The 21,928-nt window shown below is 57.8% G+C and carries 14 protein-coding genes and 1 pseudogene; 12 read left to right on the top strand and 3 right to left on the bottom strand.

Translation table 11 applies throughout. From position 1 onward, the window contains the following. The first annotated feature begins 154 nt into the window (after nucleotides 1–154). The 6 genes from FW764_RS26075 to FW764_RS26050 are packed head-to-tail and all read left to right on the top strand — an operon-like array spanning nucleotide 155 to nucleotide 6,077. Nucleotides 155–1,249 (top strand): ABC transporter ATP-binding protein, encoded by a 1,095-nt coding sequence (locus tag FW764_RS26075; RefSeq protein WP_446436390.1) that lies wholly within the window; start codon nucleotides 155–157, stop codon nucleotides 1,247–1,249. Continuing rightward, on the top strand, nucleotides 1,249–2,346 hold the full coding sequence (locus tag FW764_RS26070; protein ID WP_446436389.1) for an ABC transporter ATP-binding protein: 1,098 nt from the start codon (nucleotides 1,249–1,251) through the stop codon (nucleotides 2,344–2,346). Before FW764_RS26075 ends, FW764_RS26070 begins: the two co-directional genes overlap by 1 nt. Continuing rightward, nucleotides 2,343–3,209, top strand: a complete 867-nt coding sequence (locus FW764_RS26065) for a carbohydrate ABC transporter permease (protein ID WP_046487164.1) — start codon at nucleotides 2,343–2,345, stop codon at nucleotides 3,207–3,209. Before FW764_RS26070 ends, FW764_RS26065 begins: the two co-directional genes overlap by 4 nt. Before the next feature lie 10 nt (nucleotides 3,210–3,219). Beyond that, on the top strand, nucleotides 3,220–4,020 hold the full coding sequence (locus FW764_RS26060; protein ID WP_003232361.1) for a carbohydrate ABC transporter permease: 801 nt from the start codon (nucleotides 3,220–3,222) through the stop codon (nucleotides 4,018–4,020). A gap of 10 nt (nucleotides 4,021–4,030) precedes the next feature. Continuing rightward, nucleotides 4,031–4,303, top strand: coding sequence for a DUF2160 domain-containing protein (locus FW764_RS26055; RefSeq protein ID WP_446436388.1), 273 nt, complete (start codon nucleotides 4,031–4,033; stop codon nucleotides 4,301–4,303). A gap of 31 nt (nucleotides 4,304–4,334) precedes the next feature. After that, nucleotides 4,335–6,077 (top strand): ABC transporter substrate-binding protein, encoded by a 1,743-nt coding sequence (locus FW764_RS26050; protein WP_446436387.1) that lies wholly within the window; start codon nucleotides 4,335–4,337, stop codon nucleotides 6,075–6,077. A 137-nt stretch (nucleotides 6,078–6,214) separates the two neighbouring features. On the opposite strand, the gene FW764_RS26045 is transcribed toward FW764_RS26050, so the two are convergent. Next, nucleotides 6,215–6,646: a hypothetical protein gene (locus FW764_RS26045; RefSeq protein WP_446436386.1), complete on the bottom strand. Its 432-nt coding sequence runs from the start codon at nucleotides 6,644–6,646 to the stop codon at nucleotides 6,215–6,217. 381 nt (nucleotides 6,647–7,027) lie between these two features. Here FW764_RS26045 and FW764_RS26040 point away from each other — a divergent pair. Further along, nucleotides 7,028–7,148: pseudogene (locus tag FW764_RS26040) on the top strand (ABC transporter substrate-binding protein); the annotation flags it as partial. 43 nt (nucleotides 7,149–7,191) lie between these two features. On the opposite strand, the gene FW764_RS26035 reads toward FW764_RS26040, so the two are convergent. Beyond that, on the bottom strand, nucleotides 7,192–7,980 hold the full coding sequence (locus FW764_RS26035; protein WP_446436385.1) for an AraC family transcriptional regulator: 789 nt from the start codon (nucleotides 7,978–7,980) through the stop codon (nucleotides 7,192–7,194). An 85-nt stretch (nucleotides 7,981–8,065) separates the two neighbouring features. Between FW764_RS26035 and FW764_RS26030 the strand changes: the two genes are divergently transcribed. From FW764_RS26030 to aqpZ, 4 genes are all read left to right on the top strand, one after another. Then, nucleotides 8,066–9,064, top strand: a complete 999-nt coding sequence (locus tag FW764_RS26030; protein WP_446436384.1) for a bile acid:sodium symporter family protein — start codon at nucleotides 8,066–8,068, stop codon at nucleotides 9,062–9,064. A gap of 87 nt (nucleotides 9,065–9,151) precedes the next feature. Further along, nucleotides 9,152–9,514 (top strand): type 1 fimbrial protein, encoded by a 363-nt coding sequence (locus FW764_RS26025; RefSeq protein WP_446436383.1) that lies wholly within the window; start codon nucleotides 9,152–9,154, stop codon nucleotides 9,512–9,514. Nucleotides 9,515–9,626: 112 nt separating this feature from the next. Next, nucleotides 9,627–10,811: a sugar transporter gene (locus tag FW764_RS26020; protein ID WP_446436382.1), complete on the top strand. Its 1,185-nt coding sequence runs from the start codon at nucleotides 9,627–9,629 to the stop codon at nucleotides 10,809–10,811. A 147-nt stretch (nucleotides 10,812–10,958) separates the two neighbouring features. After that, nucleotides 10,959–11,657 (top strand): aquaporin Z, encoded by a 699-nt coding sequence (gene aqpZ, locus FW764_RS26015; RefSeq protein WP_446436409.1) that lies wholly within the window; start codon nucleotides 10,959–10,961, stop codon nucleotides 11,655–11,657. Nucleotides 11,658–11,840: 183 nt separating this feature from the next. Here the strand turns inward: aqpZ and tal are convergent, their stop codons facing one another. After that, nucleotides 11,841–12,764 carry a transaldolase gene (tal, locus tag FW764_RS26010; RefSeq protein WP_446436381.1) on the bottom strand — a complete coding sequence of 308 codons (924 nt, stop codon included), beginning with the start codon at nucleotides 12,762–12,764 and terminating at the stop codon, nucleotides 11,841–11,843. A 565-nt stretch (nucleotides 12,765–13,329) separates the two neighbouring features. Here tal and FW764_RS26005 point away from each other — a divergent pair. Further along, nucleotides 13,330–21,900 (top strand): hypothetical protein, encoded by an 8,571-nt coding sequence (locus tag FW764_RS26005; RefSeq protein ID WP_446436380.1) that lies wholly within the window; start codon nucleotides 13,330–13,332, stop codon nucleotides 21,898–21,900. The last annotated feature ends 28 nt before the right edge of the window (nucleotides 21,901–21,928 follow it).

Genomic DNA, 21,928 nt, shown 5'->3' with positions numbered 1-21,928 from the left:
AGTGTTCAGTTGTTCAGCCCCAGCTGTTCACTGGTGGTCACGCCTAAACAGGGCAGTTGGCCCATTTCCTTACAGATCAACCACCTGCCGTTTCTGGCACGAAACTCGCTGTGCATCGTTACCAGATTCATTCCAATAATAAAAAGGGCGTGTCATGTCATTGACCCTGGAACATGTCTCCCGCGTCGTAGAAGGCCAAACCTGGATCGACAACGCCAACCTGCGTTTCGAAGCCGGTTCCTTCAACGTACTGCTCGGCCGCACCCTGTCCGGCAAGACGAGCCTGATGCGCCTGATGGCCGGCTTGGACAAGCCCGACAGCGGCCGCATCCTGATGAATGGCGTGGATGTCACGCAGAAGCCGGTGCGCTTGCGCAACGTCTCGATGGTCTACCAGCAGTTCATCAACTACCCGACCATGACCGTGTTCGAGAACATCGCCTCGCCGTTGCGCCAGGCCGGTGTGTCCAATGAGCTGATCCAGAGCAAGGTGCTTGAAACGGCGCAGATGCTGCGCATCGAGAAATTCCTGCAGCGCCATCCGTTAGAGCTGTCTGGTGGTCAGCAGCAACGCACGGCCATGGCCCGCGCGCTGGTCAAAGACGCCGAGTTGATTCTGTTCGATGAGCCGCTGGTGAACCTGGACTACAAACTGCGCGAAGAGCTGCGTCAGGAAATGCGCGAACTGTTCAAGGCGCGCCATACCATCGCCATCTACGCCACCACCGAACCCAACGAAGCCCTGGCCCTGGGCGGCACCACCACGATTTTGCATGAGGGCCGGGTGATCCAGAGCGGCAAGGCCGCCGAGGTGTATCACCAACCGCAGACCGTGTTGGCAGCCGAGCTGTTTTCCGAGCCGCCGATCAATCTGATGCCGGGACGAATCAGCGGTAATGAAGTGAGCTTCGCCAACTTCGTGCACTTCCCGCTCAACGTCGACCTGCGTCCGATCGGCGAGGGCGAGTTCCGCTTTGGCGTGCGCCCCAGCCATATCAGCCTGGTGCCGAGCAACGACGATGACCTGGAGCTCGCGGTGACGGTGGAAGTGGCCGAGATCAGCGGGTCGGAAACCTTCCTGCACGTGCGCAGCGAGCATTTTTTGCTGGTACTGCACCTGCCGGGCGTGCACGAGTACGACGTCGACGCGCCGATCCGCGTGTACATCCCCACCCATAAACTGTTTGTGTTCGATGGCCAGGGGCGTTTGGTCCAGGCGCCCGGGCGCCGTGTCGCGAGGGTTGCCTGATGGCCGAGATCCATTTGCAGAACCTCGCCCATAGCTACAGCCCTACACCGGCTGGCCCCGAAGACTACGCGATTCGGGAAATGAATCACGTGTGGGAGCAGGGCGGAGCCTACGCCTTGCTCGGGCCGTCGGGGTGCGGCAAGTCGACGTTGCTGAATATCATCTCTGGCCTGCTCAGCCCGTCGGAAGGCCAGGTGCTGTTCGACCACAAAGTGGTCAACGACCTCACCCCGGAAAAACGCAACATCGCCCAGGTGTTCCAGTTCCCGGTGGTGTACGACACCATGACTGTATTCGATAACCTGGCGTTTCCGCTGCGTAACCAAGGCATGAATGAGGCGAAAGTCCACAGCAAAGTGCAGGAAATCGCCGAAGTCCTCGACCTGCAAAACCTGCTGAGCAAAAAGGCACGCAACCTCACCGCCGATGAAAAACAGAAAGTCTCCATGGGGCGTGGCCTGGTGCGTGATGACGTGTCGGCGATCCTGTTCGATGAACCGTTAACGGTGATCGACCCGCACCTGAAGTGGAAGCTGCGGCGCAAACTCAAGCAGATCCACGAGCAGTTCAATATCACCATGGTCTACGTGACCCACGACCAGCTCGAAGCCTCAACCTTCGCCGACAAGATCGCGGTGATGTACGGCGGGCAGATCGTGCAGTTCGGCACGCCGCGCGAATTATTCGAGCGGCCGAGCCACACCTTTGTCGGCTATTTCATCGGCAGTCCCGGAATGAACCTGATCGAAGTGCAGGCCGAGGCGGGTGGGGTGCGGTTTGCCGGGACGTTGCTGCCGTTGTCCGGGGCCATGCAGCAGCGCCTCCGAGGCACCGACTATAAGAAACTGCAGGTGGGCATCCGCCCGGAATTTATCCACGTGTGGGACGAGTACAACCCTGACGCGTTGCAGGCCGATGTCACTCATGTTGAAGACCTCGGCACCTACAAGATCATGACCCTCAACCTCGACGGTGCGCCGTTGAAAGTGCGCCTGGCCGAAGACAAACCGGTGCCTGAAGGCAACGCCTCGATCAGCTTCCCCGCGCAGTGGCTGATGGTCTACGCCGATGACTACCTGCTGGAGGTGCAGCCATGAACAAGGTGCAAAACAACAAGGCCTGGTGGCTGGTGTTGCCGGTGTTCCTGCTGGTGGCGTTCAGTGCGGTGATCCCGATGATGACGGTGGTCAACTATTCGGTGCAGGACATCTTTGACCAATCCAGCCGCTACTTTGTGGGGACTGACTGGTACAAGCAGGTGCTGCTCGACCCGCGTTTGCATGACTCCTTGCTGCGCCAGTTCATCTACTCGGCCTGTGTGCTGTTGATCGAAATCCCGCTGGGTATCGCCATCGCCCTGACCATGCCGACCAAGGGCCGCTGGTCGTCTTTGGTGCTGATTATCCTGGCTATCCCGCTGCTGATACCGTGGAACGTGGTGGGCACCATTTGGCAGATATTCGGCCGTGCCGACATCGGTTTGCTCGGTTCAACCCTCAACGCCATGGGCATCAGCTACAACTATGCAGCCAACACCATGGACGCCTGGGTCACCGTGCTGGTGATGGACGTGTGGCACTGGACCTCGCTGGTGGCGCTGCTGTGTTACTCGGGGCTGCGTGCGATTCCGGACGTGTACTACCAGGCCGCGCGGATTGATCGGGCGTCTGCCTGGGCGGTGTTCCGACATATTCAGTTGCCGAAGATGAAAAGCGTGTTGCTGATCGCAGTGATGCTGCGCTTCATGGACAGCTTCATGATCTACACCGAGCCCTTTGTGCTCACAGGTGGCGGGCCGGGTAACGCCACCACCTTCCTCAGTCAGACCCTGACGCAGATGGCTGTCGGCCAATTCGACCTGGGCCCGGCGGCGGCGTTTTCTCTGGTGTATTTCCTGATCATCCTGTTGGTGTCCTGGCTGTTCTACACCGCCATGACCCATTCCGACGCCAACCGCTGAGGCCGCCAACATGAGCAAGCGCAAGCTGATACCGCTGCTGATCTACATCCTGTTCCTGCTGGTGCCGATTTACTGGTTGCTGAACATGTCCTTCAAGAGCAACACCGAAATCCTCGGCGGGCTGACGCTGTTTCCGCAGGATTTCACCTTGGCAAACTACAAGGTGATCTTCACCGACCCGAGCTGGTACACCGGCTACCTCAACTCGCTGTACTACGTGAGCTTGAATACGGTGATTTCCCTGAGCGTGGCGCTGCCAGCGGCGTATGCCTTCTCGCGCTACCGATTCCTCGGTGACAAACACCTGTTCTTCTGGCTGCTGACCAACCGCATGGCGCCGCCGGCAGTGTTTCTGCTGCCGTTTTTCCAGCTGTATTCGTCCATCGGCCTGTTCGACACCCACATCGCCGTGGCCCTGGCCCATTGCCTGTTCAACGTGCCGTTGGCGGTGTGGATCCTTGAAGGCTTCATGTCCGGGGTGCCTAAGGAAATCGATGAAACCGCCTACATCGACGGCTATAGCTTTCCCAAGTTCTTTGTGAAGATTTTTATCCCACTGATCGGCTCTGGCATCGGTGTGACGGCGTTTTTCTGCTTCATGTTTTCCTGGGTCGAGCTGTTGCTGGCGCGCACGCTGACCTCGGTCAACGCCAAGCCCATTGCGGCGGTGATGACGCGAACGGTCTCGGCCTCGGGGATTGATTGGGGCGTGCTGGCAGCGGCGGGGGTGTTGACCATCCTGCCCGGCATGCTGGTGATTTGGTTTGTTCGCAACCATGTGGCCAAGGGCTTTGCCCTGGGCCGGGTCTGAGGAGTCGATGATGGAATGGATGGCCTGGACCACCCCCACCGCGTTGTTCTTTGTGGCGATTGGCCTGCTGCTGGCAGGCATGACCACTTGGGAACTGCGCTCGCCGAGCATCTCTCGGCGCGGTTTGTTGCCGATCAGCACCACCCGTGGTGATCGTTTGTTTATCGGTCTTCTCGGCAGCGCCTACCTGCATTTACTGGTGATCGGCGTAACCGGCTGGAGCATCTGGGTGGCGACCGCGCTCTCCCTGGTGTGGCTGTTGTGTGTGATGCGTTGGGGCTAATGCTCCGTGAATAAACAACCAGGAGGTCTCTATGTTGAATAAAAACAATAAGCTGCGACATAGCATTTCATTGGCTGGCGTATTGGCCCTCAGCGGTTTGAGCGCCACGGCCTGGGCCGATGCGTACGAAGATGCGGCGAAAAAATGGATCGGCAGCGAGTTCAAACCGTCCACGCTTACCGAAGCCCAGCAGCTTGAGGAGTTGAAGTGGTTTATCAAGGCGTCCGAACCGTTCCGTGGGATGAAGATCAACGTGGTGTCGGAAACCCTCACCACCCACGAGTACGAATCCAAGGTGCTGGCCAAGGCCTTCAGCGAAATCACCGGGATCACGCTGACCCACGACCTGCTGCAGGAAGGCGATGTGGTGGAAAAGCTGCAAACCCAGATGCAGTCTGACAAGAATATCTATGACGGCTGGGTCAACGATTCCGACTTGATCGGTACGCATTTTCGCTATGGCAAGACCGAATCGATCACTGATCTGATGGCCAACGAAGGCAAGGACTTTACCTCGCCGACCCTGGACATCAAGGACTTTATTGGCATTTCGTTCACCACCGCGCCGGACGGCAAGATCTACCAGTTGCCCGACCAGCAGTTTGCCAATCTTTACTGGTTCCGCGCCGACTGGTTCGAGCGCCCGGAGCTGAAAGCCAAGTTCAAGGAAAAATACGGCTACGACCTCGGCGTACCGGTGAACTGGTCGGCCTATGAAGACATTGCCAAATTCTTCAGCGAAGACGTCAAGGAAATCGACGGCAAGCGCATCTACGGGCACATGGACTACGGCAAAAAAGACCCATCCCTGGGCTGGCGTTTCACCGATGCCTGGTTTTCCATGGCCGGTGGCGGCGACAAAGGCCTGCCCAACGGTTTGCCGGTGGACGAGTGGGGCATTCGCGTAGAAGACTGCCACCCAGTGGGCTCCAGCGTGACCCGCGGTGGCGACACCAACGGCCCGGCCGCGGTCTATGCCACGCAGAAATACGTAGACTGGATGAAAGCCTATGCGCCACCGGAAGCGGCGGGCATGACGTTCTCCGAATCCGGCCCAGTGCCGTCCCAAGGCAACATTGCCCAGCAGATCTTCTGGTACACCGCGTTTACCGCCGACATGACCAAGCCGGGCCTGCCGGTGGTGAACGCCGACGGCACGCCGAAATGGCGCATGGCCCCATCGCCCGTCGGGCCTTACTGGGAAAAGGGCATGAAGAAGGGCTATCAGGATGTGGGCTCATGGACTTTTCTCAAATCCACCCCCGAGAAACAGAAACTCGCGGCCTGGCTCTACGCGCAGTTCGTGACGTCGAAAACCGTCTCGCTGAAGAAAACCATCGTCGGCCTTACGCCGATTCGTGAGTCCGATATCAATTCCCAGGCCATGACCGACCTGGCGCCAAAACTCGGTGGCCTGGTGGAGTTCTACCGCAGCCCGGCGCGGGTCGAGTGGACCCCGACTGGCACCAACGTGCCGGACTATCCGCGCCTGGCGCAACTGTGGTGGAGCAACATCGCGGCCGCCGCCAGCGGCGAGAAAACCCCGCAGCAGGCGCTGGACAACCTGGCCAAGGAGCAAGACGCGATCATGACGCGCCTGGAACGCTCCAAAGTGCAGCCAGTATGCGGCCCGAAAATGAACCCCGAGCGTGACGCGCAGTACTGGTTCGACCAGCCGGGCGCGCCGAAGCCGAAACTGGCCAATGAGAAGCCGAAAGGGGAGACCGTGAGTTACAACGATTTGCTCAAGTCGTGGGAGGCGGCACGTAAGTAACGGATAGGCGACAACGCGGTATCTGTGGCGAGGGAGCTTGCTCCCGTTGGACTGCACGGCAGGCCCCTTTGTTTTGGGGCCGCTTTGCGGCCCGGCGGGAGCAAGCTCCCTCGCCACAAGGGTCGGGGAAGCGAGGGTTAGGCAGTGGCTTGGGGCTGGATGTGCAAGTTGCCCTCCACATCCTTGACCAACCCACTGGCCAGAAACAGCGGCGCCAGGCGCTTGTGCAACGGCGGCTCGACGAACTCCTTCACCGTGTCCAGCACCAATACGCCACTGAGCGGCAACTCGGCCTTGGTGTACGACAGCCACGCTTGTTTGAGCTTGATCAACACATCGCTGCCCGCCGTGGAGGCGAAGCGGCGGTGGGTCGGTTTACCGTCGAAATTGAAGGTGTGCTGGAACGCGTAGCCGGTTTCATCGCCATGGCTGGCGGCGCAGCGCACGCAGGTGCAGGGGCCGTCGCCGAACGCGCTGCGCAGGTAGGAATTGAAGTCCACCACGGGCTTGAGTGACAGGCGCTTATCCACCTCGAACAGGTCCCCGGTCATTTTATCGTCAGTGTTCAACGTCCATTTCCTCGCAGGTCGGCAGGTGCATTTCAAAGCGCGGCACAATACCAGCCGAGCGGCGCCCATGGGGATTTTTTGCGCGAGAGGCGCTCGCTTCAGTGTCGACGTCCATTCGCCAATGGCCTTGTTAGCGTTTCCCCCATCAAACCCCACAGGAAACGCAGAGGCCCACCCAGACGTGTATCTATAACTGTGGCGTGGCCTGGGAAGAGGGCAACAGCGTCAACGGTACGATTCTTATCACTGGGCCGTTTTCCCACATGCTTAACGCTGTCCTCAAGGACGTCGGCCAAGTATTCAACTAGCTATTGAGCAGCGCCAGGATGATGCGGCGCCTGAAGGCATTGGGCGACTCGCGGCGGTGGGAAGCAGGAGGCCCCGGAAATCGACTTCACCTTCGTGCCGCAGCGTACGTATATCAATGCCGAGAAATTGCAGGAACTGGGGGAAGAACAAGGCGGCGAGTTGGAAGGATTACTTTTTTGAACAGGCGCATGGGCGCGAGCAAGTTGCTCCCACCGTTGATCCTCATCGCCCAAGCATCAACGGAAGAACTCCCCTGGCGTTGCATCAAACTGCTGACGAAACGCATTGATAAACGCCGACGTCGACTCATACCCACACCCCAACGCCACATCCGTGACCCGCTCACCTTGTTCCAGGGCCGGCAGGGTACTTAGTAGCCGCAGCCGCTGGCGCCACGCGCGAAATGTCAGCCCGGTATCGTTCAAGAACAACCGGCTGAGCGTCTTCTCGCTCACCCCCAGCTTGCAGGCCCAATCCCCCAAAGTCGTCTGCTGCTCCGGGTGCAGATTCAAGCTGCGATAGATCTGCCGCAACCGCACGTCGTGGGGCAGCGGCAGCATCAAGTCCACCTGGGGCGCAGCCGCAAGTTGGTCCAGCACCACCTGGGCCAGACGCCCATCGGGCCCATCCTCGGTGTATTCCACCGGCAACTCGCTGAAGCTGCGGATCAACTCGCGCAATAAACTGCTCACCGCCAATACCTGGCAACGCTCGGCCGCCCAGGCGGTAACGCTGCAGTCGAGGTACAGGCTGCGCATTTCCGTGTGCGGTGAACTGAACACCCGGTGCGGCATGCCCGCCGGGATCCACACCGCACGCTGGGGGGGCGCGACGAAGCGGCCGACGCTGGTCTGGATCTCCAGCACCCCGGAAATCGCGTAGGACAGTTGCACCCACGGGTGGCTGTGTCGCCGGGTCAGCGCACGATTGGGCAACGATTCAGTGCGCCCATACACCGGCCGTGGCAGGCTGGAAAGCCCGGGCACACTGCGGCGGACTGTCTTTTCATGTCCTTTAGGCGGCATTTACTGGCTCATTGGCGTTAGTCGGTAATAAGGGGTTACGTTAGAGTCGCAGCGATGCGCTTGGCAACCCCTGGAAGATTTGTTTATGACCCGCCCACGTTTTTTGCCCGACAACTTCACCCTGACGTTGATCGCCACGGTGATCCTCGCTTCATTGCTGCCCGCCAGCGGCCAGACTGCCGTGGCCTTCGGTTGGGTGACCAACCTGGCCATCGCGTTGCTGTTCTTCCTGCACGGGGCCAAGCTGTCGCGCCAGGCCATCGTCGTCGGCGCTGGGCATTGGCGCCTGCACCTGTTGGTGTTCAGCCTGACATTTGTGCTGTTCCCCTTGCTGGGGCTGGCGCTCAAGCCGCTGCTGTCGCCGCTGATCGGCAAAGACCTGTACATGGGCATGCTCTACCTCTGCGCATTGCCGGCCACCGTGCAATCGGCGATTGCTTTCACTTCCCTGGCGCGTGGCAACATCCCGGCGGCGATTTGCAGCGCAGCGGCCTCCAGCCTGTTCGGCATCTTCCTCACGCCGTTGCTGGTGACGCTGCTGCTCAACGTGCACGGTGACGCCGGCTCTACCGTCGATGCGATCCTGAAAATCAGCGTGCAGCTGCTGCTGCCGTTTGTTGCCGGGCAGATCGCCCGCCGCTGGATCGGCGAGTGGGTGGGCCGTAACAAATCCTGGCTCAAATTCGTCGACCAGGGCTCGATCCTGCTGGTGGTCTACGGCGCGTTCAGCGAAGCGGTCAACCAAGGTATCTGGCACCAGATCCCGCTGTGGGAACTCGGCGGTCTGGTGATCGCGTGCTGCGTGCTGTTGGCGCTGGTGCTGGTGGCGTCCACGCTGTTGGGCAAGGCCTTTGGCTTTAATCAGGAAGACCGCATCACCATCTTGTTTTGCGGCTCGAAGAAAAGCCTCGCCACCGGCGTGCCGATGGCCCAGGTGCTGTTTGCTGGCGCGACCATGGGCGTGTTGATCCTGCCGCTGATGCTGTTTCACCAGATCCAGCTGATGGTGTGTGCGGCGTTGGCCCAGCGCTATGCCAATCGGCCGCAAAGCATTCCCGAGATGATGGGGCAGGTGGATCCGTGATCTAGATCACACCCTTGGCCGAATCTCCTCAAGTTAACGCCCGGGCAGACGACTACCCTTATTGAGAGCCCAATAAGGAGTGTCGGCATGAACGTTAAAGGTATTTCGGTAGTGACCGGCCTGTTTTGCCTCTGGGCGGGTGCCTGTACGGCGGCACAGACAGTGGGGCAGGGCACCCTTCACTTCACCGGCGCTATCGTGGAGCCTGGGTGTGCGACAAATGCGCGCAGCGGCGCGGTGATGGAACTGACCGGGTGCGCCATTTCCAGCCGGGGCAGCCACTTCGATGTGCGCAATGTGGCGCCGGTGCCCAGCGTCAATGCTGCCCATGTGAAGCTGGTGGCAGACAGCGGCAACGGGCGCTATTACGACCAGCAATACCTGCTGGTCGACAACGCGGGTCAGCCGATTCAGTCGGGTAACTATGTGATCACTATGACGTCGCCTTAAGCCTGCGGGCGACGATCCGCGTCAACAGCGGGGTGAGAAACCTATAGAATGTTCGGCGGCGGCGCTTGTCCTGCGTGGCCGTTTGATCACCGCCAGAGTACCTCGCCCGTCAATGAGCCTTTCAGCCGCAACGCCCCAAGCCAACTGGCAACCGGTCATCGCCCTCGCGTTGGCCGCCTTTGTATTCAATACCACCGAATTCGTGCCTGTTGGCCTGCTCAGCGCCATCGGCGCCAGCTTCGACATGCCCATCGCCAGCGTTGGCCTGATGCTCACCATCTATGCCTGGATCGTGTCGCTGACCTCGCTGCCGGTGATGCTGCTCACGCGTAACGTTGAGCGGCGTAAGCTGCTGATCGTGTTGTTCGGCTTGTTTATCGCCAGCCATATCCTTTCCAGCGTCGCCACCAGCTTTGGCTTGTTGATGGTCAGCCGCATCGGCATCGCCTTGTCCCACGCGCTGTTCTGGTCGATCACCGCTTCCCTGGCCGTGCGCCTGGCGCCGGAAGGTAAACAGGTGCAAGCCCTCGGCCTGCTGGCCACCGGCACCTCACTGGCGATGGTCTTGGGCATTCCGCTGGGCCGCCTGCTCGGCGAAGCCATGGGCTGGCGCACCACGTTCCTGGTGATCGCCGCCTTCGCCGCCGCCCTGGTGTTCTGGCTGGCGCGTACCTTGCCGGCGCTGCCGAGTCAGAACTCCGGCTCCCTGCGCAGCCTGCCGTTGCTGTTCAAGCGCCCGGCGCTGGTGGCGCTCTACGTGCTGACCGCGATGGTGGTGACCGCGCAATTCACCGCCTACAGCTACATCGAGCCCTTTGTCGAAGGCGTTGCCGGCCTGAGCGGCAATGTGGTGACCCTGTTCCTGCTGGTGTTCGGCGGCGCGGGCATCATCGGTTCGCTGCTGTTCAGCCTGGTGCACCGCTTCAACCCGCACCTGTTTGTGGTCAGCACGGTGTTCCTGCTCGCCGCGTGCCTGGCGCTGATGCTGCCGTTGAGCGGTGCCGAGTCGTACCTGGTCGGCTTGAGCGTGTTCTGGGGCATGGCAATCATGGGCTTTGGCCTGGCCATGCAATCCAAAGTGCTGGTGCTGGCACCCGACGCCACCGACGTGGCCATGGCGATGTTCTCCGGTATCTACAACATCGGTATCGGCGGCGGCGCTCTGATGGGCAGTTGGGTCGGCAGCCACTTCGGCTTCGCCTGGATCGGCGCGGCGGGCGGCTTGCTGGCTGCGGTGGCGTTGATGGGTTACTGCCTGGCGATTCACCGGTATGGGCAGGGTGTGGCGCGCAACTGATGCGCAAAACGCCGCATATTGAGTAAAAACAGGAAAATCTTACAGGGCGTTTTGATGCCCATTGCTACCGTCGCGCCGGGCCTGCCACATCCCGTGGCGACGGCGATTGCCACGACCTTGAACCAGGGCCGTGGCACTTGGAAAGCAATGGAGTCGATTGTGCAAAAGCGTTTGACCGCAGAGTTTCTAGGTACCTTCTGGCTGACGTTCGGCGGCTGTGGCAGCGCCATTCTGGCGGCGGCATTCCCGGAGCTGGGTATTGGGTTTGTCGGCGTTTCCCTGGCGTTTGGTCTCACCGTGTTAACCATGGCTTACGCGGTAGGCGGCATTTCCGGTGGGCATTTCAACCCGGCGGTGACGATTGGCCTATGGGCGGGGCGCCGCGTTCGCAGCGTTGATGTGCTGCCGTACATCGCGGCGCAGGTGGTCGGCGCGATTGTCGCCGCGGCGGCACTGTACCAGATCGCCAACGGGCAGCCGGATTTCGCGGTGGGCGGTTTTGCCGCCAACGGTTACGGCCCGCTCAGCCCAGGCAAGTTCGACATGCTGGCCGCGTTGCTGGCCGAAGTGATCGCCACGTTCTTTTTTGTGCTGATCATCATGCGGGTCACTGTGCCAAGTGTGGTTGCCGGCTTTGCGCCGATCGCCATCGGCCTGGCGCTGACCCTGATTCACCTGGTGTTGATCCCCGTCACCAACACCTCGGTCAACCCGGCTCGCAGTACTGGCCCGGCGTTGTTTGCCGGCGGTGAGTACCTGTCGCAACTCTGGCTGTTCTGGCTGGCGCCGATCGTCGGCGGGATACTCGGTGCGCTGGCCGCCCGTGGGTTGGGTGAACGCAACTAAACGCGCGGCTCACTGATGGACGGGCAGGCTGCCTGGCTCAAACTGCGGCGAACGTGCGGCGCACGGGTGAGTTGCTTGAGTGATGCTTACACGCAACGGATTGGAATGCTGCGCGGGTTTATTGATGAGCGGGTGATGACGATGGGGCCGTTCTAAACCCTTTCGTCATGCGACACTCAGTGCTTATAAAGCGGTCAATACCGCCTCCAACTTCTCCTGGTCCCGCGCAAACTGGCGGATGCCTTCCGCAAGTTTTTCGGTCGCCATTGCATCTTCATTCGATGCCCAGCGGAACTGCGCTTGGGTCAATTGCTGACGCGCTTCGCCTTCGGCACCCGGCACCAGTTTGCGTTCCAGTGTGCCCCGGTCTTCGTCGAGTTTTTGCAGCAGGTCGGGGCTGATGGTCAGGCGATCGCAACCCGCCAGCTGTTCGATCTGGCTGAGGGTGCGGAAGCTGGCGCCCATGACCACGGTCTGTAGGGCGTTGGCCTTGTAGTAGTTGTAGATGCGTGTCACCGACTGCACGCCTGGATCTTCAGCGCCGGTATAGTCCAGACCGGTGTTTTTGCGATACCAGTCGTAGATGCGCCCTACGAACGGCGAAATCAAAAACACCCCCGCATCGGCGCAGGCCACGGCCTGGGCGAAGGAGAACAGCAACGTGAGGTTGGTTTGGATACCGGCCTTTTCCAGGCGTTCGGCGGTGCGGATACCTTCCCAGGTGGAGGCCAGCTTGATCAGCACGCGGTCGCGGCCGATACCGGCCTGGTCGTACAGCGCGATCAACTGGTTGGCCTTGGCCCACAGTGCGTCTTCGTCGAAGGACAAACGCGCGTCGACTTCGGTGGAGATGCGCCCAGGGATCACCTTGAGAATCCCGGCACCGACCGATGCAGCAAAGTGATCGCAGGCCAGGCCTACATCGCCTTTGGACAGGGTCACGGCATTGCGCAGCAGTTCGGCGTATTCGGGGATAGCGGCGGCCTTGTGCAGCAGCGACGGGTTGGTGGTGGCGTCGACCGGGCGCAGGCGGCTGATGGCTTCCAGGTCACCGGTGTCGCAGACCACAGTGGTGAATTGCTTGAGTTGTTCGAGCTTGGACGTCATGAGCGGCGGCCTTAAGGAAGGGTAGGCAAGGGCACCTGTTGTACCACTTCCTGGACGGCTTGTTTACCCGCTCGATAATCCATCAAGCCCCTGGAAAGCCGACTTTTTGTGGTCAGCGGTGCTGCAACAGCTGCGCATCCAGGCGGCGAGACGCTCGGTCACGTCGGCAACCCGGTGGGGTTGCCAAATGAACCCTTTCTCCTTCCATTCGTAACGGCCTCCCGTTAGCCCCTCTTCAATTTGATATCCCTTGTAGGTTTCGACGACTGCCAGGGTGATGCTCCTTGCGTGGTGGGTTTACCGCTACGGACTCAACAGCATTGCAGGGGCCATCTACTGTGATAATTGACAGGTATTTCGCCGTGAGCGTCTGGGGCTGGCTGATTTTCACAATTAAGTGTGACGAAGGTTTTGGTGAAACTGGGGGAAAGAGGTAGGGAATTTCCGAAAGAAAAAGCAGGAGTTTCGGCGAGCGGCCGTGGGCGTTGGCAATGGCCTCAGTAGGACATATCTAGACAATGGTATCTGCTGGTTTTCTCGAGTGCGGATAGAGATTCTCTGTCGTATGAATTTTTGGCATGGAGGCGCGAATTCAGCCTCCAACAGCGATTTTTCATATCTCGGTAATAAATCAATGATCTCCACGACGACTCGCACTGCCCATACTCACCAGCTGTCGCAAACAATTCCCGCTGTAACACCTGAAACGGTGGATAAATTACCTCCTCAATCGGCTGATGTCAGCACGCCCTTGCCAGAGGGTGGGGCTGAGGTTCCATCGCAAACTTCGATATCAGATGAGCAGAAAACACCCGGTGCGAAGGGTAAACCGGCGCTTCCCGAGGGAGACGCTCGCGAGAAAACAATTCTGCGCTCCAAGCGTTCTTTTGCCGACACGGACCAGACCCTGGTCCTGCCGGGTGCCGACTCGACCCGCGCGCCGGCTCAGGCGCAGGCCAAAGGTGACAGTGCTCTTGCACTGCGCTTAAGCTCGGTACTGACCCAAGCGGCAAACTCACCGACGCCGTCTCTGACTGCCCCTGTTTCTTTGCCAAAAGACGCTACGTTCACAGCCTGGTGGGAACACTTTTTCAGCACGTTCCAAAGCCCGGATTACCTGGACTGGGTGGGGCGTGTTGGGCTTGATATGTCCACTGTGGTCTATTCGCCCAAGGACGGCAGCCTCAGCGGGCAGGTTAATGGCAAGCACACGCTTTTCCAGCTGGGTGATGACTCTGGCTGGACGCAAGTGAGCACGCCCATACGGGCTGCCGGCAAAATCGTTGCGCCTGGTGCCACGGCCTTGCCTGTAGACGCCTCGTTTAAAAGTAATGCAGCCCCCGCCGCTGTCATTTGCGATTTTTATGGTCCGCCACTCCCCTCCGTTATCACGCAGAACGTCGTTCGGGAGCGGGCCGATGAGTTGTCCAGAAATAACGCATTTTCTGCGCTCGCCCTCAATGACTTGTCCCGGCAACCCGGCGATCGCTCTTCACAAGCGCTCAAGCGTTTTCAAGAAGCACTGAGCACACATCAGGTCAGGTATGCCGATCAAAAAAGAGCTGATAATCAGCTTGTCGTGCTGTTTACGCTGACGATTCTGCAGAACAACCCAAGCCTTAGTTGGAAGCAAACTACGGTCGAAAACATTCCGCCCAAGTCAAGCTTTGGTCAGTGGTGGAGGCACTTCAACAACGTACTGCAGAGTCCGGAGTTGTTGGGCTGGAAATCACGCAATGGGATTGACCCTGGCACCCAGATGAGGTTGGCGAGCGACGGAACTCTGCTAGCGAAAGTCAACGGCGTATTGACGCGTTTCAGCCCATCGGATAACACGGGTTGGGGGGATGTGTCACAGCAGATTGTTGCGGCGGGTAAGTATATGTTTCATGGGGCTCCCCACGTCGATATTCCTCCGTCATTGAGCAATGACGCAGCCCCTTCTAAGTATGTGGCCGCTTTTTATGGCGAGGACTACAGCTTCGAAACGGAGCAAGCTGTAAGAGTGCACATGTTAGCGTTGAGGCGTAACCCAACATTTTCGGCGAGCGTAGGGACTGAGCATACCTGGGAGGCGCTGGAGGTTCAGCAGAATGCACTCCATACCCGTGAGCAGCGATACACTCAATACGTGGCGATGCAAGCAGCCGATAAAGAACTGACGGACGCCTACCGTTTGGCATTACTCGAAGCGCGGGGCGGGGAACAGCGTAACAGTAGCGTGATATCAGGTATTCCCCGTGAGTCCAATTTCGGCCAATGGTGGCGGCACTTTTACGACACGCTCCAGAGCCCCGACTATCTCGACTGGGCAAAAAAAACCGGTATTGACACCTCTACAGTGACCCTTTTCGCAGATGGTGGCCTCTCTGCCACGGTCAATGGCCAACTCAAACGATTTACCCAAACTGACAATTCCGGCTGGGCTCAAATATCCGAGCCTATAGTGAAAGCTGCGAAAGCGGTGGCGCCTCAAACAGACAGTTTGAGCACCCAACCTCCCTTCAATGCCAGTACCGCGCCCTTTGAGGTCATCGCCGACTTCTATGGCGAGCAACACGACATCACCCCGGATCAGGCTGCAGCGCGGGCAGCACAACTTGAAGCAACCTCGGCATTTGTCCCTCTGGATGCCAATGATCCACTGAGGTCGCCTGCCTCGCGCAACCTTCAGGTGCTTGAACAGCGTAGCCAGGAACTCCTCGATCAACGTGCACGCTACGCAGTGCAGGCCGCAGCTGACAGTGACTTGGCTGTTCTCTATGGTGAAATGCTGAGCTATGCACGGGGCGGGCAAACGCCTCGTGAAGCTCACATTGCGCAGATTCCTCCCGACTCGCTGTTTGGCCGCTGGTGGCAACAGCTGCGTACTGCATTCCAGAACCCGATCTATGTGGGTTGGGCGCAGAGAAATGGTATCGATATGGCCACGGTGAGTTTCTCTCCTCAGGACGGAACGCTCTCAGCCAATGTCAATGGGCAACTCAAAACATTCACTCAAGCGCAAAACTTTGAATGGGCCTACGTCTCGCAGTCTATATGGGCTGCCGCAAAGGTCGCCGCGCCTAAGGCATCAACGATCCACACGGACGCAGCGTTTAGCCGAGGCAGTGTGCCGTTTGAGCGGGTGGGCGAGTTTTATGGCGAAACACCCGAACTCAGCCCAGACGCCGCCAACCGGCGCGCCGCAACACTTGCGGCCAGCAAAACCTTTGTTGACTCCGACCTCGACAATCCGTTGAGAAGGCCGGCAGACCGCACGCTAACCGCTCTGCAAACTCAACAAATGCAGACGCAGGGGCGCAACGACATCAATGCGACGGACAGCGCGAGCGAAACCGAGTTGGTCGCTCGTTATGCCTCGGGGCTATTAACCGCACGAGGAGGAACAACGCCTCAGAGCGCGCGCATAGATATTCCTGCCGGTTCCTTATTCGGGCAATGGTGGCGCCTGTACAATGACGCGCTGAAAAACCCGGATTTTCTGGCGTGGGTTAAAGAACAGAAACTGGACACCAGCGCCATACTCCGCCTATATCCTAGTGGAGGAACGCTAAGAGCTCTTGTTGACGGCCAAATTAAAACATTCACGCTGGATGACGATTCGGGCTGGGCTCAGGTTTCTGGGCCATTACTTCACGCCGGTCGATTGGTGGTTCCCGCTTACGCCGATGACAAAATACTACTGGCTAACATCAAGCATGAAACTGCACCTGCCGAGTCCGTTGCCACCTTCTACGGGGAGCCGTTCCGTGTGTCGCCTGAGGCGGCTCGGCAGCGTGCTGAAGCGCTAACCGCAGGCAAAACGTTTGACCTGATGACACCGTCTGCCGCCCGTTCGCGGCAGGCGTTGGAAGCCCAACGACAAACGCTGGAAGAGAGAGGTAATCAGCAACAGGTAGTGGACGGTCTCAAACAACTGTTGGCCAAGGTCGAGACTTCTCCTGCCCTTAGCATCGTTGCAATTTTAGAGCTTCACCACGTCAGACTTAGCGCTGGCTCTTCCCACAGCACCCACCTCTCGCTGCCCGCGGAGCGGTGGGTTAGTACCAAACAGTTCCTCACCGACAGAGGGATCAACGTACCGCAAAGTCAGGCGCAGCTTCGCAACCTGATCCAGGTGATGAGCAATCCTCTGCCGGTGCCTGTGGTAAATGACAAGCTTGCGGCACTCGACAGTCATCAGCGCACTACCATGCTCCGACTTCGCGAGAACGCCGACAAAAACCCGGAAAAAGTTGCAGGCTATGAACTGAGCCAGTCTGCCAATTGGGGCGCGACACCTGCAACCATTGTCCAGCGGCTGGCGGACCATCTGAGGGCAGCGCACAACGTTGATGCCTCTTTTGCTCCGGTGGCGGCACGTCTGTTGTTGGCTACCGCAGCCCCAGAATTCCTGGTCAAAGGCCTGCCTTTCGACATCGTCTACGGGTCACGTGAATGGACCGTGCTGAGTGCGGCCGTCAATCGAATAGAGAAAATGCAACCCGGCGCCAGTGCTGTGATGAGTTTTAACGCGATCATGGCATTTGCTGATACTGATGCGGTGACGGCGACCGACAGTATCGAACAGGAAAAAGCCCAGGATCGCGCGTTCACGCATTGGGCGCTGGTCAGAGGTGTGCTCCAGAACCGTCCCGACGGTATTTATTACCCGGAAGAGATTCAGGCGGCGAAAGACAGCTATCGGGAAAGCGGGGGCGATCTAGGCAATACGCAGGGGCAGCGCGCAAGCCAGCCGCTTAATGATTGGAAGTTTTGGCGCAAAACCGCCACTCAGACAGAACAACAAAGAGCTGCACAGAGAAAGCAAGAAAGGGCGGTACGGGAAGGTCAAGAACGTCTTTTCGAAGTAAAGATGGAGATGGCAAAAAATGACGATCGTGTAGCTTATAACAGGGGCTTTGAAACGGGACCCTCGACAGTACAGGGGTACGCCTCTGATCTAACGATTAATCAAATCGTCGACCAGGTCGTGGGCGGCAACCCGACACCAGAGGAAGTCGGCAGGGCAGTAAAGCGCATAGAATATTTACAAACGGGTTGGGTCACGGATGGGGTTGTAAAATATCGAGACATGATGAAAGGGGCTGGGGCTGAAGTAATGCCTCACACCCAATCTCACTATCTCAGCCGGGCCGATTTATTTAGCGACGGTAATTGTGCTGGCCTCTCGTACGTGATGGCGCTTGCGACGCTCGATAATAAACAGAAAGCGTTTGTTGAAAACCTTCATTTCGCTGCGGCCAACCCAGAACATCCTGAATCTCGATTGATGATTAAGCAAATTATCGACCTGCACCAGGTGGTTAAACGTGAGAATCCCTATCATAACCCCATGGGCGGAGCGACCGTCATAGAGCAACGTTCATACACCGTCATTGCACCACGACTGGAGGCGGCCACTCAAACAACAAGTTTGATGTTGGAGATAGAGGGGCATGCGATGGTGACCGGGGTCCGTATCAGCCCCACAGGTGAACGTTCGTATTATTTCTATGATCCTAACTTTGGCTATGCAACCTTCACGTCGTCGGCCGACATGGCGAAGGGAATGAAGGTGTTCTTTACCGTGCTTAAACCTCCTAGTTATCGTTTTTTTGGCGAAAATCGCGCCGATCCAGAAGTTAAACTCAGTGAGTTTTCCGGCGTATTGCCAACCGCGCACCGTATTGACCGCAAGCGTATTGAAGGCATGTATTCAGTGGCCCTCAAAGACTTAGATACGGGCACATTGATCGATACGGCCGATGTCCCCACTGGCGGAGCGCTCACCCGTGATCCCGACCTTGCAAAAAACGCAGGCCGCCAATTTGATGACTTTAATAATGTGCTCAGCCGTGTGAGCAAACTTCATTCCACCCGCGGCGTTCAGCAGTACGATTATGGGGTGCAGGCTCTACTTTCGATTAAGCATTATCGTGCCGACTACGCCAACTCCATTCACGACGCTGAAATGAGTACGCTGTATTCCAAATTAAGCGCAGCGGTTAGTGCGGCGCTGCCGCCGCCTGGTGGCTACGCCCATGTTTTCGAATGGATGGAGAGCGTTCGTCTGGCACAAAGCGTCGACAAAGTCGGCGGGATGAGTGGACTAAAGTTTTTACCTTCCACCACAATCGACGGCGTAGAAGTCACGACTAAGGAACTTTACTCCCAGCCTCGCCCCGACAGGCAGAAGAAGGTGGCCGACGCACTCAACAGTGCTTTGGCGACGCTTGTTACTGCCCGACCAACGCTGGCCAGGCACATCAGTAAACTCGAGGTAATTATCAGCCCGGAGAATACCGAGAGTCATACTAAACTGTATTTAGGCTCTCCCCCTACCCTGGTAATAGGTGAAGATTTTTTTGATGCAAAAATGGCCTCAAAAGGTCAGCAAAGCGTTGCTGATCGGGTAGCCGAGCAGCGTGCCAAAAAAGGTAACGACTTTGCCCTGGCAAAACAAGAAGCGCTGTTGGTCAACCAATTGGCCACTGTCCTTAACTACGAAAGCAACACGGTCGCTTATCTGAATGCCGCCCATTCGCCCCCCAGTATTGATGCCGCAGCGAGTGCGAAACTCAGTGACGTGGCAAGCAACAGTCCGAAGGACTTTATGGCGGAATCGTTAACCGCCTTGATCTACGACGGCAAACTCGATCCCGCAGTGACTGCAGAACTGTCGAAGCTGGCAGTGACCCACTTCGTTCCTTTAGATGGTCAACTGGATAACGCTATCGATACAGGCCGTACACCTCATCGTCCGCAGCCTGCTCCCTTTGCCCGATCTGAAGTTCAGAGGCTACAAGCACTCGACGCCACGTTGCCCGCCTTACGCATCGGCACTGCCGAGATCACCCGCGTGGAGGCTTATCAGATGGGTTTGCGCATCAATGGCAAGGCCATTGAAGCAGCGCTCCCCAATGACCCGGATGGCAAGAAGCTAATCAATGCTGCCCAACTGAATGTCGTCGAATATTCAAGCCGCATCAAGGCCGTTCAGGGGCCCGCCAAAGAGCGCCTGATTGCTGCATACGTCGAGCTAGGAACGCATCGCGATCCCACGGGCCCCGCGTTGATATACGTGCCCGCCGATGCGTCTCGCGAGGTGATTGAGTTAACTACGCTGCTGGACCCTCTTACTAAAACACTGCCTGCTGATTTTAAGCGCTCGCAAGCGCCTTCGAGCGATTCGAAGACCGCAGCATCAGGGGCCGCAATGCAGATGTTTGGCACCTATCAAAGTATTAGAAGCATCTTCGATAACTTCAAGAACGGGAATACGACGGACGCCCTTTTTGATGCCGGGGCGCTGACAACTGACTATGGGAGCATGGCCGCTGAGGTTGCGTTGAATAAGCTATCGAGCAAATTGGCTGAAAAGGCCGGGCAATCAGCCGAGGCATTCGCCGCTACCAGCATTGGCAAAAACCTAAAGCTAGGTGGTGCGGGAGTAGGATTAGCCGGCATTGTATTTGACATCAGGAGTGCGGTTAACGCTTTTAACGCCGCCGCCGCCGCTACAGAACCAAAAATAAAACAGGATCACTATGTTGCTGGCGCACTCTCGATTGCTAGCACGCTGTCATCCATTGCCTTGACCATCGCCATGTACAGAGGTTCTGCGCATGCTGGGGCTGTAGGTATTGGGATAGCTGCGGCATTGATGACAGGGCAGGCGATTTACACCGCGGTGCGTGCGGTTGACGATATTGACGACGTTATAGATTTGACACCAGGGCAACGGTTGAACGCCGGTTGGAACGCGTTCTGGGGAGTCCCTCTCGACTACGATATTATGAAACCGTACTTTGATAAACTCCACACGGATCGCTACATAGAAAGCAGTCGTGTTGAGTTGACAAAATTACTCAATGGCGATTTGAAACAAACCTATCAAACTGCTTATTTTGGCAATGTGGACGTGGTGGTTTCCCAGCCTGTCAGAGAGTCAACGTCCTTTTTTGATGATCTTTCCGCCGTCTTAGTCGGCCCTACCCGAGCCGTAAACTCCTTTACGCCTTCTACGCCGTCAGCGGTCACCGCGCTGAATGATAGCGACGACTCTCTTACCCTACCGGATGAAGCTGTTTCTCTGGTGCCGGTATCGCGCAATGGCAATGAGTTCAACCGTGTTGATGGCACCGCCGGGCCTGGCAAGGGCCTGATATGGAGCCTCGGTGGAGGCAATGATACCGTGGAGGGCGTAAAGAGTAGACCTAACCTGTTTTTACTGGGCGGGGGCAAAAAGACAATCAAGGGCGGAGATAAAGATGATGTCTTTATGATGAGCCCCAATGATCTATTTACCCGATTCATCAGCCAGTATAAAAGTGTGCTCGAGGGCGAACCTGTTCACAGGGTTTTAAATGCCCCCCGCTTTATGCCTGACTTGGACGCTGGCAATGGAAACAATACATTGATTATGACCGCCGTCGATCCAGGCGCCATCCGGGGTATTTCCGATCTGAGAGGAGAACGCCTTGAACTGACGATTGACCTCGCCGAATCGTTAATCTCAGTGGGCGCGCGTGAGCCAGCCCGACAACCCTATCAAAGTTCAGGAAACATCCAGTCATTTTCCAATGTGGCGACGATGAAGGGCGGGCAAAGTCGCGTGATAGGCAGCGACCGAGATAATCAAATAACCCTTAACGGACAGAATGATTATGTCAGTACTGGCAGGGGTAAGAATACGATAGTTATTAATGGCGGAGGGGTCGTCCGGGGAGCCTACAATGCTGCGATCGACACGGCGGAAAACTGGACAGGCGAGAGCAATTCGTACGTCGTCATGAAGGGCAGCGCGGACGTTATCATCTACGATGCCAACAAGAGCTTAGTCACCCTTGATTACACTGACGCGGAAGTTGTCTTAACGTCTACGAATGCCTCCGGCGATGTAACTCTCGTTCTGAGTGAAACGGCTGGCACTAACAGAAGGACGGTCGTGTTCAAGTCGGCACTCAAGGTGCCCTTGTCTGGGTCTGGCGCAGAAGGAAGCAATATTGCATTGCCAACACTCCTCACCAAAGATGGCAAAGTGATTACCGTCAGAGGTGTTCCCAACAATCATTACCGGTCGCTGAGCCCTACGCTCCAGGTTATTCGCGAGGACATGATGGCTCCGCTGCCCAATACATCCGTAACGTGAAAGAACACGCTCTCCTGCTCAAACGACG

It is taken from the genome of Pseudomonas sp. 1152_12 (assembly GCF_052850675.1).
Note: the sequence above shows the minus strand (reverse complement) of the source record. Positions and strands in the feature narration are given on the sequence as shown.

Coding starts and splice junctions, on each gene's coding strand:
- FW764_RS26075 (WP_446436390.1), top strand. CDS start 155: ATGTCATTGACCCTGGAACATGTCTCCCGCGTCGTAGAAGGCCAAACC.
- FW764_RS26070 (WP_446436389.1), top strand. CDS start 1,249: ATGGCCGAGATCCATTTGCAGAACCTCGCCCATAGCTACAGCCCTACA.
- FW764_RS26065 (WP_046487164.1), top strand. CDS start 2,343: ATGAACAAGGTGCAAAACAACAAGGCCTGGTGGCTGGTGTTGCCGGTG.
- FW764_RS26060 (WP_003232361.1), top strand. CDS start 3,220: ATGAGCAAGCGCAAGCTGATACCGCTGCTGATCTACATCCTGTTCCTG.
- FW764_RS26055 (WP_446436388.1), top strand. CDS start 4,031: ATGGAATGGATGGCCTGGACCACCCCCACCGCGTTGTTCTTTGTGGCG.
- FW764_RS26050 (WP_446436387.1), top strand. CDS start 4,335: ATGTTGAATAAAAACAATAAGCTGCGACATAGCATTTCATTGGCTGGC.
- FW764_RS26035 (WP_446436385.1), bottom strand. CDS start 7,980: ATGCCGCCTAAAGGACATGAAAAGACAGTCCGCCGCAGTGTGCCCGGG.
- FW764_RS26030 (WP_446436384.1), top strand. CDS start 8,066: ATGACCCGCCCACGTTTTTTGCCCGACAACTTCACCCTGACGTTGATC.
- FW764_RS26025 (WP_446436383.1), top strand. CDS start 9,152: ATGAACGTTAAAGGTATTTCGGTAGTGACCGGCCTGTTTTGCCTCTGG.
- FW764_RS26020 (WP_446436382.1), top strand. CDS start 9,627: ATGAGCCTTTCAGCCGCAACGCCCCAAGCCAACTGGCAACCGGTCATC.
- aqpZ (WP_446436409.1), top strand. CDS start 10,959: ATGGAGTCGATTGTGCAAAAGCGTTTGACCGCAGAGTTTCTAGGTACC.
- tal (WP_446436381.1), bottom strand. CDS start 12,764: ATGACGTCCAAGCTCGAACAACTCAAGCAATTCACCACTGTGGTCTGC.
- FW764_RS26005 (WP_446436380.1), top strand. CDS start 13,330: ATGAATTTTTGGCATGGAGGCGCGAATTCAGCCTCCAACAGCGATTTT.